The organism is Micromonospora sp. NPDC007230, assembly GCF_042869115.1.
Taxonomy (GTDB): domain Bacteria; phylum Actinomycetota; class Actinomycetes; order Mycobacteriales; family Micromonosporaceae; genus Micromonospora.
The window spans coordinates 97,407-110,728 of the sequence record NZ_JBIAFE010000003.1 but is presented as its reverse complement, the minus strand read 5'-3'; the positions used below and the strand labels follow the sequence as shown (position 1 = coordinate 110,728).

The window sequence follows — 13,322 nt, the reverse complement described above, 5'->3', positions numbered from 1 at the left end:
ACGGCGCCGTCGGGCGGGTCCGTCCCGAACCGGGCCGGGCAGGGCCCCGGCCCGGATCGGACCCCCGCCGCCCCGCCCCCGGGTCCCGGCTGGCAGCCCCCGGCAGCGGAGGGGGCACGGGCCGCTGTCCCACCCACGCCGCGTGGCCGGCACGGGTCCGACGGGCCCGGCGGACCGAGCGCCGCCCCGTCCCCCGGCCGGGCCGGTGGCGTCGATCCGGCGGTCCGACCCGTGTCCGGCGGGGGCCGTCGCGCCCTGCCCGAGGGCACCGAGCCCGACGCCGGGCGGCCCGGCGTGGCCTCGGCCCGTGCCACGGCCGCCCCCGGTGCCGGCCGCCCCGCCGTCGACCCGGTGACCGGCGCTCCGCTGCCGGGCGCCCCCGAGCCGCGGCGCCGCCGGGGCCCGGCGGCGCCCGACCCGACCGCCGGCACGTCGCGGGTGGACGCCCCCATCGAGCCGGGCGACGGGCGGGCCGGCGGCCGGCGCCGCGCCGAACCGGACCAGCCGGTGGTGGTACCGCGCAGCGGGAACGCCCCGCCGGTACCGAACGTCCCGTCCGACGTGCCCCCCGCCGGGCGACGGCCGCAGGACCCGGGCGCCCCGACCGGTCGCCGCGCCGCGCCCGACGACGGAGCGATGCCGGCCGGTCGCCGCGCCGCGCCCGAGAGCGCCGCCCCGTCGGCCGGTCGCCGCGCCGCGCCCGATGACGCAGACATGCCGGCCGGACGGCGGGCCGCGCCCGGCGATGCCGTGACCTCGACCGGTCGCCGCGCGGCTGCCGTGGATCCGTCGACGCCGACGGCGGGCCGCGCCGCTCCCACAGACGCGGGGTCGGCCGCCGGCCGCCGGGCGGCTCCCTCCGACGACGGGGTGCCGCCGTCGGGGCATCGGGCCGTGCCGGACGACGAACCCACCGCGGCCGGTCGCCGGGCCGCTCCGGAGACGCCGGGCGGACGCCGGTCCGCCGTGGACGGACCGCGTACGGGTCCACGCCGTGCGGCCCGGGAGGACACCGACGAACCGCGGCCGCAGCGTCCCGACCGATCCGCCGACTGGCTCCGGCAGGCCGGCCGCGCCCAGCACAGCGACGCCGCCATGCCGGCGGCGGGCCGCCCCGCCGCCCCGATGGACGAGCCGACGGCGGGCCGGGGGATCACCCCCGCCGGCCCCGACCGTGCGGCGACCGGACGGGCCGGCGCGGCTGCCGTGCCTCCGGTCAAGCCGGACCAGTCCGGGGCCGCCCGGGGATCCGCGCGTCCCGCCGCGCCGGCCGGCCGACCCGCCGGCCCGGACGCCGGCCGCACCCCGGACCCCGGCCGCACCGGCGGCCTGCCGACCAACGATCCCGGTCGGACCGGCGGTTTTCCCGTCGCCGGTGACCCGGCGCGGACCGGCGGGATTCCCTCGGGTGGCGATCCGGAGCGGCGGCCCGGCCCGGTATCTGCCCAGGCCGGGCGGCCCGGAGCAGGGCCGGCCGCCGGTGATGCCCGGATCGCCGGCCCGGCCCGGGGCGCGGCCCGACCGGGGCCGGACGGTCCCGTCCCGCCGCGTACGCCCGGCGATGACGGGCGCGCGCCCCAGCCGGGCGGCGAGCCCGGTCCGCGTACCGGCCCGCCCGGCGGTCCGGTGGTGGCCCGGGCGGCCGCGTCCGTGGCCCGGCCCGCCGATCCGGACGAGCGCCCGGCCGGGCGGGCGACCCCGCCCTCGGCCGAGCCGCACCGGCCCGGTCCGGCCGTGCCCCCGCCGGGGCGGCCCGGCGAGCCGGCGGTGGCCCGGGCGGCCGCGGTCGTACCGACGCAGGAGCCCGCGCGACCGGGACCGGGAGACGGGGCCGGACCGGCGCTGCGGCGAGCCGAGGCGGAGCCGGCCGAGGCGGCCACCGCCGCCAGCGGCCTGCGCGGCGCCCGCTCCGAGCTGCGCCGGCAGATGCGCGAACGGCGGCGCCTGCGGTTGGGCATCCTCGTCCTGGTCAGCCTGGTGGTGCTCGGTGCGGTCCCGCTCTACTTCGGGGTGCGCACGCTCAGTCACGACCCGGTCTTCGACACCCTTGACGGGCTGGACGTGCCCTCGTGGGCGGCGGCGAAGACCGTCGACAACGTCAGCGGCAGCCGTTGGTGCCTGCAGGACTGCCGGCTGCGGGAACGGACCATCGAGTCGCAGCAGGGGCCGAAGGAGACCGCGCAGGCGTACGAGCAGGCCCTCGCCAAGGACGGTTGGCAGCGCTGGAAGGTCGCCCGTTGCCCGGAGCAGATCCCGGACCAGCCGGCCAAGGGCAGCTACACCTGCTGGCGCCGGGACGAGCTCACCCTCGACCTCTGGGTACGCGAGCCGGCCTGTGTGCCGCCGCCGGTGGACGGGTCGCCCGCGCCGTCTCCGGCCCCCTCGCCCGCAGCGCAGACGTGCACCGGGTCGTTGGTGTCGGTGAAGGTCCGCAACGCGATCGACGACGAGCGGACCGGGCCGCAGCCGAGCACTGATCCGTCACTCACCGGTGAGGATCCCTTCCCGACGCTCACCGACGATCCACTCGGCGAGTTGACACCCTCACCGTCGTGAGCACCTCTCCATCACGGACGGTAGGGTCTGGGGCTGGCGGGTCCGGCGGTGCGGTCGGTCGGAACGGGCCGGGCCGAGGCGGAGTGGACAGGACGGTCGCGCGTCTCGGGGCGTCGGGCCCCGGGACCCTGGTCGAGGAGGACAGGCGTGGAACCTATGGAGGTCGCGGCGCTGGTCGCGGCAATCGCATTCGCGATGCTCGTGTTGATCCTGACGCTGCCCATCCTGCGGCTGCGGCACACCGTGGACGCCGCCACCCGGATGATCAACGACCTCAACGACCGTTCCGCACCGCTGCTGGGTGACGTCAACACCACGGTGAAGAACGTCAACACCGCCCTCGAGCAGGTGCAGACCTCCCTCGACGGGGTCAACCTCCAGCTCGCCAAGGTGGACACCATGACCAGCCACGCGCAGAACGTCACCGCCAACGTGGCGAACCTCGCCGCCGTGGTCTCCGCCGCCGCCGCGAACCCGCTGGTCAAGGTGGCCGCCTTCGGCTACGGCGTGCGCCGGGCCGCGGCCGCCCGCCGGCACGCGGAGAACGAGCGGGAGGCCCGGGACATCATCAAGCAGCGGCGCCGCGCTGAGAAGCGCGCCAACCGGTGACCCGGCGAGCGGGAGGGCTGTGACATGAAGCGGTTGTTCTGGCTCGGCATCGGGCTGGCCGTGGGGGTGCTGGTGGTCCGCAAGGCGACCCGCACCGCGCAGGCGTACACGCCGGCCGGCATCGCCAGCGGCCTGTCCGAATCCGCCGGCAGCCTCGTCGAGTCGGTCCGCGGCTTCGTCGAGGACGTCCGGATCGGGATGGCCGAGCGCGAGCAGGAGATCCACGAGGCCTTCGCCCGCGGCGAGGTGTACGACGACCAGTTCGCCGAGTTGCGGGAGGACCCGCGGATCGGCGACCGAGAGATTTTCCCGGAGGAACACCAGCGATGAAGACGGCGGAGATCAAGCGGCGGTACCTCGCCCACTTCGAGGCGAACGGCCATGCCGTGGTGCCGTCCGCTCCGCTGCCCGCCATCAGCGACCCGAACCTGCTGTTCGTCAACGCCGGCATGGTGCAGTTCGTCCCCTACTTCCTGGGCCAGCAGACCCCGCCGTACTCCCGTGCGGTCAGCGTCCAGAAGTGCATCCGTACGCCGGACATCGACGAGGTCGGCAAGACCAGCCGGCACGGCACGTTCTTCCAGATGAACGGCAACTTCTCGTTCGGTGACTACTTCAAGGAGGGGGCGATCCCGTTCGCCTGGGACCTGGCCACCAAGCCGGCCGACCAGGGCGGCTTCGGGCTCGACCCCGAGCGGATCTGGGCCACGGTCTACCTGGACGACGACGAGGCGTACGAGATCTGGCGGCGGACCGGCGTGCCGGTCGAGCGGATCGTGCGGCGCGGCAAGGCGGACAACTTCTGGTCGATGGGCATCCCCGGCCCGTGCGGCCCCTGCTCGGAGCTCTACTACGACCGGGGCCCCGCCTACGGGCGGGAGGGCGGCCCGGAGGTCGACGAGGACCGCTACCTGGAGTTCTGGAACCTCGTCTTCATGCAGTTCGAGCGGGGTCCCGGCGTCGGCAAGGAGGACTTCCCGATCCTGGGCGACCTGCCGGCGAAGAACATCGACACCGGCATGGGCCTGGAGCGGATGTCGTCCATTCTCCAGGGCGTGGACAACCTCTACGAGATCGACGAGGTCAAGCCGATCCTGGACAAGGCCGCCGAGCTGACCGGCAAGCGGTACGGCGCCCGCTCCGGCCACGCGGCCAGCGAGTCGCACCCGGACGACGTCCGGCTGCGGGTGATCGCGGACCACGTGCGCACCGCGCTGATGCTGATCGGCGACGGGGTGACCCCGTCCAACGAGGGGCGCGGCTACGTGCTGCGGCGGATCATGCGCCGGGCCATCCGCGCCGTCCGCCTCCTCGGCTACCAGGACCGGGCGCTGCCGGAGCTGCTACCGGTGGCCCGGGACTGCATGGCCCCGTCCTACCCGGAGCTGGACGCGGAGTTCGGCCGGATTTCCCAGTACGCGTACGCGGAGGAGGACGCCTTCCTCGCCACGCTGCGTGCCGGCACCACCATCCTGGACACCGCGATCGCGGATACCAAGTCCGCCGGGCAGACCTCGATCTCCGGTGACAAGGCATTCCAGCTGCACGACACGTACGGCTTCCCGATCGACCTGACCCTGGAGATCGCGGCCGAGCAGGGCCTGCAGGTCGACGCGGAGGGCTTCCGCCGGCTGATGGCCGACCAGCGCAACCGGGCCAAGGCGGACGCGCAGGCGCGAAAGACCGGCCACACCGACGTGTCGGCGTACCGGTCGGTGCTCGACGGCGGCGGCCCGGTGGAGTTCACCGGCTACACCGAGCTGAACCGGGAGTCCCGGGTACGCGCCGTGCTCGCCGGCGGTGCCGAGGTGGCCGCGGCGGTCGAGGGCGACACCGTCGAGCTGGTGCTCGACACCACCCCGTTCTACGCCGAGGGCGGCGGCCAGCAGCCCGACCAGGGTCTCATCACGGTCGGCGGCGGCCAGCTCGAGGTCTTCGACGTGCAGCAGCCGGTGCCGGGGTTGATCGTGCACCGGGCCAAGGTGGTCCGGGGCGAGGTGCGCGCCGGGGAGACCGGGTACGCCGAGATCGACGTGTCCCGCCGGCGGGCGATCTCCCGCTCGCACACGGCCACCCACCTGGTGCACCAGACCATGCGCAACTTCCTCGGCGAGTCGGCCACCCAGGCGGGTTCGCTGAACGCGCCGGGCCGGCTGCGGTTCGACTTCAACACCCCGACCGGGGTGGCGCCGAGCGTGCTGCACGACGTCGAGCAGCAGGTCAACGAGGTGCTCCTGGCCGACCTGGAGGTGCACGCCTTCATCACCACGCAGGAGGAGGCGCGCCGGATCGGCGCGATGGCGCTGTTCGGCGAGAAGTACGGCGAGCGGGTCCGGGTCGTCGAGGTGGGCGACTACGCCCGGGAGCTGTGCGGCGGCACCCACGTGGCCCGCTCGGCCCAGCTCGGCCTGGTCAAGATCCTCTCCGAGGCGTCGGTCGGTTCCGGTGTGCGCCGGATCGAGGCCCTCGTGGGCATGGACGCGTTCGGCTTCCTGGCCCGCGAGCACCTGCTGGTCTCCCGGCTGGCCGAGCTGTTCCGGGTCCCTGGCGACCAGGTCGCCGACCGGGTGGAGCAGACCGTCACCCAGCTCCGCGACGCGGAGAAGGAGTTGGAGAAGCTCCGCGCCCAGCTGGTGCTGGGCGGGGCGGCGGCACTGGCCGCGCAGGCCCGGGACGTGCGGGGCGTCGCGTACGTCGGGACCGAGGCGCCCGAGGGCGCGGCGGCCAACGACGTGCGGACCCTGGCCCAGGAGGTCCGGGGCCGGATCGACCCGGCCCGGCCGGCGGTGGTCGCCGTGGCCGCCCGGGCGAACGGCAAGGCGTCCCTGGTGGTGGCAGTCAACCAGGCCGCCCGGGCGCGGGGCCTGAGCGCGAAGGACCTGGTGAAGGCCGCCTTCTCCGGTCGGGGCGGCGGCAGCGACGAGCTGGCCCAGGGCGGTGGCCTGCCCGCCGCGGAGGCGCCGAACCTGCTCCAGACGGTGGAGAAGGCGATCGCCGAGGCGTGATGGTCGCATCGTTCGAGGTCAGGGCGGACCGAACGGTCCGCCCTGACCCGTACCGGTGGGAAGGTGTCCGGTAGATGGCTGAACCGACCCGCGGGGTTCGACTTGGGGTGGATGTCGGGCAGGTCCGGGTGGGGGTGGCCCGGTCGGATCCGCACGGCATCCTGGCCACCCCGCTGGTCACCCTCGCCCGTGACCTGACCGCGGCGCCGGACGCGGTGCCGACCGACATGGCCGAGCTGGTCCGGCTCGCCGCGGAGCACGAGGCGGTCGAGATCGTCGTCGGGCTGCCGGTCAACCTCGCCGGAAAGCATGGCCCGGCGGCGCTGAACGTATCGGCGTACGCTGCCCGTTTGGCCGATGTAATGGGGTCGATTCCGGTGACGCTGACGGACGAGAGGATGTCGACCGTGGTCGCGAGTCGTAGGCTGGCCGAACGGGGCGTCCGGGGAAAGCGCCAACGGGCGGTGGTCGATCAGGCCGCCGCGGTGGAGATTCTGCAGAGCTGGCTGGACGCACAGCGGAGGCGGACGCAATGATCGACGACCTTGACGTGGTGTTCGACGAGCAGGAGAGGGGGGAGAAGGGCCGGCACCGGCGCAGCGCGGTACGGAAGCGCAACGGCGGCTCGCGCGGCGGCCGGGGCAAGACCGTCTTCGCCCTCCTGATGGCGCTCGTACTGCTGGGCGGCATCGGCGGCGGCGCCTACGTCGGTTTCGACCGGATCCGCAGCTACCTCGTCACCCCCGACTACGACGGCCCGGGCTCCGGCGAGGTGCTGGTGCAGGTCAAGGCCGGCGACACCCTCACCGACATCGGCAACACCCTTTACGACGCCGGGGTCGTGAAGAGCACCAAGGCGTTCATCGAGGCCGCCGAGGCGAACTCGCGCAGCAAGAACATCCAGGTCGGCAGCTACAAGGTCCGCAAGCAGATGAAGGCCGCCGACGTGGTCACCCTGCTGCTCGACCCGAAGAGCCGGGTGGTAAACGGGGTGACCATCCCCGAGGGCACCATCACCCTGAACATCTACGCGATCCTCTCCAAGGAGACCAAGATCCCGGTCGCCGAGTTCAAGAAGGCCGCGGCGGACCCGGAGAAGCTGGGCGTGCCGGCCTTCTGGTTCAAGCGCGAGGACGGCAAGAAGGTCCAGAAGAGCATCGAGGGCTTCCTCTACCCGTCCACCTACGAGATCCCGCCGAAGGCCACCGCCGAGCAGATCCTGAAGATGATGGTGGACGAGTTCCTCAGGGTCACCCAGCAGCTCGACTTCGTCGATCGGGTGCAGAAGGAGCGGCAGATTTCTCCGTACGAGGCGCTGATCACCGCCTCGATCGCCCAGGCCGAGGCGGTCGATCCGAAGGATCTGGCCAAGGTCTCCCAGGTGATCTACAACCGGGTCTACCGCGGCAAGATCGGCTGCAAGTGCCTTGGCATCGACAGCGGCATCAACTACTGGTTCCGCCTGCAGGGCAAGGACCCGAAGGACTCGGACAAACTGCTGCAGAGCGAGATCAACGACCCGAAGAACCCGTACAACACGCACGACGTGGCCGGCCTGCCGATCACCCCGATCAGCAACCCGGGAGAGGCGGCACTCAAGGGCGCGTTGGAGCCGCCGAACGGGGACTGGATCTACTTCATGACGATCGACAAGAAGGGCACGATGGGCTACGGCTCCAACGACGCCGAGTATGTGCAGCTCAAGAAGACGATGTGCCAGAACAAGGTGCTGACCGGGGAGAACTGCCGATTTTGAGGGCCGCTGTCGTCGGCAAGCCGATCGCCCACTCGCTCTCCCCGGTGATCCACAACGCCGGGTACGCCGCGGCCGGGCTCACCGGGTGGTCGTACACCCGGATCGAGTGCGCGGCCGACGAGCTGGCCGGCCTGGTCGCGGGCCTGGGCCCGGAGTGGGCCGGGCTGTCGGTGACCATGCCGGGCAAGGAGGCGGCGCTGGCGGTGGCCGACGAGGCCTCCCCGGTCGCCGCCGCCGTGGGTGCCGCCAACACCCTGGTACGCCGCCCCGGCGGCACCTGGTACGCGGACAACACCGACGTCACCGGGATGGTCGACCTGCTCAGCGCGGCCGGCTGCGTGGCAGGCGCCACGGTGACCGTGCTCGGCGCGGGCGGCACCGCCCGAGCGGCGATCGCGGCGGCGGCCCGGATCGGCGCGGCCGACGTGACGGTGGTGGCCCGGCGGCCGGAGGCGATCGACGAGCTGCGTCCGGTGGCCCGCGCGGTCGGGGTTCCCCTGGCCGGCGCCGACTGGGACGGCGCCCCGGCGCACGCCCGCGCCGATCTGGTGATCTCGACTGTGCCGAAGGGGGTGGCCGATCCGCTCGCCGGGCATTTCGACTGGCGGCCGGGGTCCGTCTTCTTCGACGCGCTCTACGATCCCTGGCCCACCCCGCTCGCCACGGCCGCGCTCGCCGCCGGCTGCCGGGTGGTCTCCGGGCTGGACCTGTTGCTGGCCCAGGCGGTCGACCAGTTCGTGCAGTTCACCGGCGTCGAAGCGCCGGTCGACGCGATGCGTGCGGCGCTGGCTGCGGCACGCGTCTGATTCCGGCCCGGCGCCCGACCGGCACGACCGGAGTGCGACAGGTCGATACGCTGCTGCGGCAACCCTTCGCCGAACCAGGGAGTGCTTGTGACCGGGCACCCGCCCCAGCACGACCGTCCGGCCGTTCGCGGATCCCGCCGGCCCGTGCTGCTCGGCGTCCTCGGTGCCGCCCTGGTCGCCGGCCTCGTCGCCCTGGCGCTGCCCCGGGTCGCCGCCGAGGTGATGCCGGCGGCCCGTCCGTCCGCGCCGGACCCGGCCCACCGCCCTGGGGACGTACCGGGCTGGCAGCTGGTCTGGTCGGACGAGTTCGACGGGTCGACGGTCGACCGGGCCAGGTGGAACGTCCGAAACGGCGAGGCGCGCGACATCGACCTCGGCTGCAACGTCGACGACGCGGAGAACGTGATCGTCTCGGGCGGCGTGCTGACCCTTCGGGCGCAGCGGAAGACCACGGTGTGCGGCTCGCAGCTCCGGCAGTACACCGAGGGCTACCTGGACACCATCGGCAAGGCCTCGTTCCGCTACGGCCGCTTCGAGGTGCGCGCCGAGTCCCCGAACGGGCCGGCCGACTCGCAGGGGCTGTGGCCGGCGTTCTGGCTGCGGCCGGACGACGGCGGCAAGGGTGAGATCGATGTGGTCGAGCTGCCCGGCGGTGCGGCATACCACCGGGCCGCCACCCAGGCCATCTTCTACGACTACACCCCGGTCAAGCAGGACCAGCGCTGGGAGTTCCCGAGCGGGCACCCGGGCGATGGCTTCCACACCTACACCACGGAGTGGGAGCCCGGGGTGATCCGCTGGTACATCGACGGCCGGCAGGTCTGGCAGCGGGACCGCGGCACCACGCCGTGGTTCGACGAGGCCTTCGACAAGCCGTTCAACCTGCGGCTGAACTTCCAGGTCGGGGGCTGGCTCGGGCGTCCCGACGCGGCCACCCGTTTTCCGGCCGACTTCCGGGTCGACTACGTGCGCGTCTGGCAGCGCTGACCCTCAACACCGGCGCCGCCCCGCCCGTCGGCCGGACCGTTGCCCGTCGCCAATATCGTGACCGCCAGCGTGCCGGGGCGCAGGGCTGGCACAGGGGAGGACATGACGTGGTGGAGGACCCACGGATCCGCCAGGACGGCCTGGGCTGGGTGAGCCGGGCGATCTTCGGGGAGGCGCGGCTGTGGCTCGGGGTCGGCCCCGGCTCCGCCGCGCCGCCGCCAGGACACCGGGTCGTCGCCCGGTACGCCGTGGTGCCCTCGATGGAGCGGGCCAAGTTCCTGCTGCCGTTGCCGTCCCGCCGGGTCGGGGCGGCGTCGACGCTGGCGTACAACGCACTGCGGCCGCCCCGGGTCCGCGTCAACCGGTTCGCCGTCGGCGTGCTGGCCGGTCTCGGGGCCACCCGGCTGGCCCGGATGCCGGTGCTGACCGTCGCCGTCCCGGCCACCGCCGATCCCGCCGAGCTGCTGCTCACCGCGTACCTCACCCGGATCGAGGGCCGCCCCCTGCACGCCGCGATCGGCATCCGCCCACCCGATCCGCACCACAAGCCGACGCTGCAGCTCTTCGACGACCGGGGCACCGCGCGGGCGTACGCGAAGGTCGGCTGGAACGAGGCGACCCGGGCGATGGTCCGCGCGGAGGCCGACGCGCTGCGGGAGTTGCCGCGGGGCGCCGGTGAGTTTCCCGAGGTGCCCCGGCTGCTGCGGGAGCTCGCCTGGGGCGACCTGGCGGTGACCCTGGTCGAGCCGATGCCCGCCGGCGTGCGCCGGCTGGCCCGCCCGGAGCGGCCGGAGGTGGCCGCGATGCTCGCGGTCGCCCGGCGCGGCGGCCCGCCGGCCGTGCCCCGGCCGCTGGCCGACTCGCCGTTCCTGGCCGACCTCACGGCCCGTGCCGGACGCGCCGGCGGGCCGGTCGTCCCGGCGCTGGCGGCCCTCGCCGACCGGGACGGGACGACCACATTGGAGTTCGGCCACTGGCACGGCGACTGGGTGCCCTGGAACCTCGGCACCCACCGGGGCCGCCTCTTCGCCTGGGACTGGGAGAACAGCGGCACCGGGCGGCCGGTCGGCTTCGACCTCGCCCACCAGGCGTTCCAGAGTGCCCTGTCGCTGCGTGGCCGGCGGGTGGCCGAGGCGGCGGGCGAGATGACGGCGGTGCTGGAACGGTACGGCGCCGCCTTTGGTCTCGACCCGACGCGCCGTCGCCTGGTCGCCGACGCCTACCTCGTCGAGTTGTGGCTACGTACCGCGGAACTCGCCGCCGGGGGCGGCGGCTGGAGCAGCAAACTGCACCCCACCCTGCTGCACCTGCTCGCCGACCGGTTGGGGCTGCCGCGAGACTGAGCCGGTCGGTGCCCGTTGTCGGAGAGGCGACTGGAATACGGGAAAAAACACCGCAGAGCCGCCGCCCTCGCTACCGCCGGCGAGGAAGCTCCACTAGGGTGTCACCACTCGATCACCACCTGTCACGTGGTGGCGGGTTCGATCCGGCCCGGGTGGCGTGGGGCGCCGCCGGGCCGTGGGCACGGGGAGGTCCGGCCGGTGGCTGGCATGGCAGAGGGCGTGCGGCGGCGGGCGCGCGTCGCGCGGCCCGGGACGGGCGCCGGCTCGCCCGCCCGGCGGCCCGACGGCGGTGACCGCCGGTGATCCTGATCTACGTCTGCGGCGTGCTCGCCGTACTCGTGCCGGCGATCCTCGTTCCGTGGCTGGCCAGCCGCTGGGCCCCGGCCGTGGCGGGAAGCCGGGCGGCCGGGCGGCTGCGCGTCGCCGTCGCCGGTCTCACCGCCGCCTTCGGCCGGCTCGGCGCCGCCATGGTCGTGCTGCTCGCCGGCTCGGCCGCGGTCGTCGCCGTCTGCTGGCCGCTGGGCGAGGCCCTGTCCCGGCTCGATCCCCACGTCGACCATCCGGTGTTCGAGTACGTGCACGCTCGGCGGGTCGACGGGTGGGCCGAGGTCAACTCGTTCGTCACCGCGATCGGTGACCGGTACCCGCTCAAGTGGGTGACGGTGGTCGCCGCCCTCGTCCTCGCCGTCGCCTGGCGGCGCCGGCGCTGGTGGATCCCGCTTGTCGCGCTGCCGCTCCAGTTCGTCGTGGAGCAGTACACCCAGGAGATCCTCAAGCTGGTGGTCGACCGGGGCCACCCGCCGACCGACCTGGGCACCTATCCGTCCGGCGGCTGCGCGCGGGTGCTGATGACCTTCGGCACGATCCTGGTGCTGGCCGCGCTCACCTGGCGGATGCCCCGCCGGGTCCGCGTCACCCTGGTCACCGCGCTGGCGATGCTGGTCACCGTGGAGGGCTACACCCGCGTCTACGCCGAGAAGCACTGGCTCACGGACGTCGTCGGCGGCTGGATCTTCGGCTCCCTGCTCACCGGCGTGATGGTGCTCGCCGTCCTGGTGGCGGAAGGGCGGGTCCGGTCCCCGGAGCGGTCCACCGCCCCGGCCCCGCGCGACGACGTCACGATCGGCACCTGACCCGAGCCCGGGCCGCCCGTGACCTCCTCCCGCGGTGGCCCGGAACCGCCCTGCCGCGACCCTTCGAACGGAAGTTGGGCAAGACGTGACCACCCTTCTCGTCGCCTCCACCGGTGGGCATCTCGCCGAGCTCTACGACCTGTGGCCGAGGCTGGGCCTGCGGGAGGACTGCGTCTGGGCGACCTTCGACTCGCCGCAGAGCCGTTCCCTCCTGGAGGGTCAGGAGGTCATCCACATCCCGCCCGCGACCACCCGGGACGCCATGGGGGCGGCGCGTAACCTGCTGGCCGCCCGCCGGGTGCTGCGCGGCGGCCGGTTCACCCGGGTGGTCAGCACCGGCGCCAGCGTGGCCATGTCGTTCTTCGTGCCCGCCAGCCGGCGCGGGCTCGCGTGCCACTACATCGAGAGCGCGACCCGCACGGAAGGCCCCTCGCTCACCGGCCGGTTGGTCGCCTGGGTGCCCCGCACCCGGCTCTACACCCAGTACCCGGGCTGGGCGGACGAGCGGTGGCGGTACGGCGGCACCGTCTTCGACGGCTACCGCGCCAGTCGCCTCGCCACCCCGCGGCCGGTGTCCCGGGTGGTCGTCGCCCTCGGCACCCACCAGCACTTCGGCTTCCCCCGGCTACTGGCCCGACTGGTCGAGGTGCTGCCGCCGGAGGTGGAGGTGTTGTGGCAGGTCGGGTCCACCCGGATCCCTCAGCTGCCGGCCGGCGCGCGCCCGCAGGTCCCGTACGCGGAGATGCAGCAGGCGATGCGGGAGGCCGACGTGGTGGTGACCCACGCTGGGGTGGGCTCGGCGCTGGCCGCGATGCGGGCCGGCCGCCGGGCCGTCTACGTGCCGCGCCGGCGCTGCCACGACGAGCACGTCGACGATCATCAGGTCGAGCTGGCCTCGGATCTGGACCGCCGCGGGCTGGTCCTGGCCCGGGAAGCCGACGCCGTGACGTTCGAGGACCTGACGGAGGCGGCATCGTGGACGGTCGAGGCGAGCGGTGCCGTCGCGCCGTTCCAGTGGACGGACCCGGCGTGAGGCCACTTCGGCCGGACCACCTCGTGCCCGCCTCCGCCGGTCGACAACGGAGCCACGTCCACACCGGAGGCCCGGGACGCGACTCGTACGTCGG

General features: G+C 74.2%; 11 protein-coding genes. All 11 read left to right on the top strand.

What is annotated here, in order from left to right; translation table 11 throughout:
• Nucleotides 1-1,926: 1,926 nt before the first annotated feature.
• The 11 genes from ACFYML_RS05710 to ACFYML_RS05660 all read left to right on the top strand — a co-directional run bounded on the left by ACFYML_RS05710 (nucleotide 1,927) and on the right by ACFYML_RS05660 (nucleotide 13,228).
• Nucleotides 1,927-2,556, top strand: coding sequence for a hypothetical protein (locus tag ACFYML_RS05710; protein WP_387419725.1), 630 nt, complete (start codon nucleotides 1,927-1,929; stop codon nucleotides 2,554-2,556).
• 147 nt (nucleotides 2,557-2,703) lie between these two features.
• Nucleotides 2,704-3,165, top strand: a complete 462-nt coding sequence (locus tag ACFYML_RS05705) for a DUF948 domain-containing protein (protein WP_073835240.1) — start codon at nucleotides 2,704-2,706, stop codon at nucleotides 3,163-3,165.
• 24 nt (nucleotides 3,166-3,189) lie between these two features.
• Nucleotides 3,190-3,495 (top strand): hypothetical protein, encoded by a 306-nt coding sequence (locus ACFYML_RS05700; RefSeq protein ID WP_073835241.1) that lies wholly within the window; start codon nucleotides 3,190-3,192, stop codon nucleotides 3,493-3,495.
• On the top strand, nucleotides 3,492-6,170 hold the full coding sequence (gene alaS, locus ACFYML_RS05695; RefSeq protein WP_387419478.1) for an alanine--tRNA ligase: 2,679 nt from the start codon (nucleotides 3,492-3,494) through the stop codon (nucleotides 6,168-6,170). The genes ACFYML_RS05700 and alaS overlap by 4 nt, the downstream gene beginning before the upstream one ends.
• A 74-nt stretch (nucleotides 6,171-6,244) precedes the next feature.
• Nucleotides 6,245-6,706 carry a Holliday junction resolvase RuvX gene (gene ruvX, locus ACFYML_RS05690; RefSeq protein WP_387419477.1) on the top strand — a complete coding sequence of 154 codons (462 nt, stop codon included), beginning with the start codon at nucleotides 6,245-6,247 and terminating at the stop codon, nucleotides 6,704-6,706.
• The gene (gene mltG / locus ACFYML_RS05685; protein ID WP_387419476.1) at nucleotides 6,703-7,926 is read left to right on the top strand and encodes an endolytic transglycosylase MltG; all 1,224 of its coding nucleotides are present in this window, start codon (nucleotides 6,703-6,705) and stop codon (nucleotides 7,924-7,926) included. The genes ruvX and mltG overlap by 4 nt, the downstream gene beginning before the upstream one ends.
• Complete coding sequence (locus tag ACFYML_RS05680) at nucleotides 7,923-8,732, top strand: shikimate dehydrogenase (protein WP_387419475.1); 810 nt, start codon at nucleotides 7,923-7,925, stop codon at nucleotides 8,730-8,732. Before mltG ends, ACFYML_RS05680 begins: the two co-directional genes overlap by 4 nt.
• 87 nt (nucleotides 8,733-8,819) lie before the next feature.
• Nucleotides 8,820-9,719, top strand: a complete 900-nt coding sequence (locus ACFYML_RS05675; RefSeq protein ID WP_387419474.1) for a family 16 glycosylhydrolase — start codon at nucleotides 8,820-8,822, stop codon at nucleotides 9,717-9,719.
• Nucleotides 9,720-9,826: 107 nt separating this feature from the next.
• Nucleotides 9,827-11,062, top strand: a complete 1,236-nt coding sequence (locus tag ACFYML_RS05670) for a hypothetical protein (protein WP_387419473.1) — start codon at nucleotides 9,827-9,829, stop codon at nucleotides 11,060-11,062.
• Between the two features lie 299 nt (nucleotides 11,063-11,361).
• Entirely contained in the window at nucleotides 11,362-12,195 is an 834-nt protein-coding gene (locus ACFYML_RS05665) for a phosphatase PAP2 family protein (protein ID WP_387419472.1), read from the top strand.
• 85 nt (nucleotides 12,196-12,280) lie between these two features.
• Entirely contained in the window at nucleotides 12,281-13,228 is a 948-nt protein-coding gene (locus ACFYML_RS05660) for a glycosyltransferase (protein WP_387419471.1), read from the top strand.
• Nucleotides 13,229-13,322 lie beyond the last annotated feature (94 nt).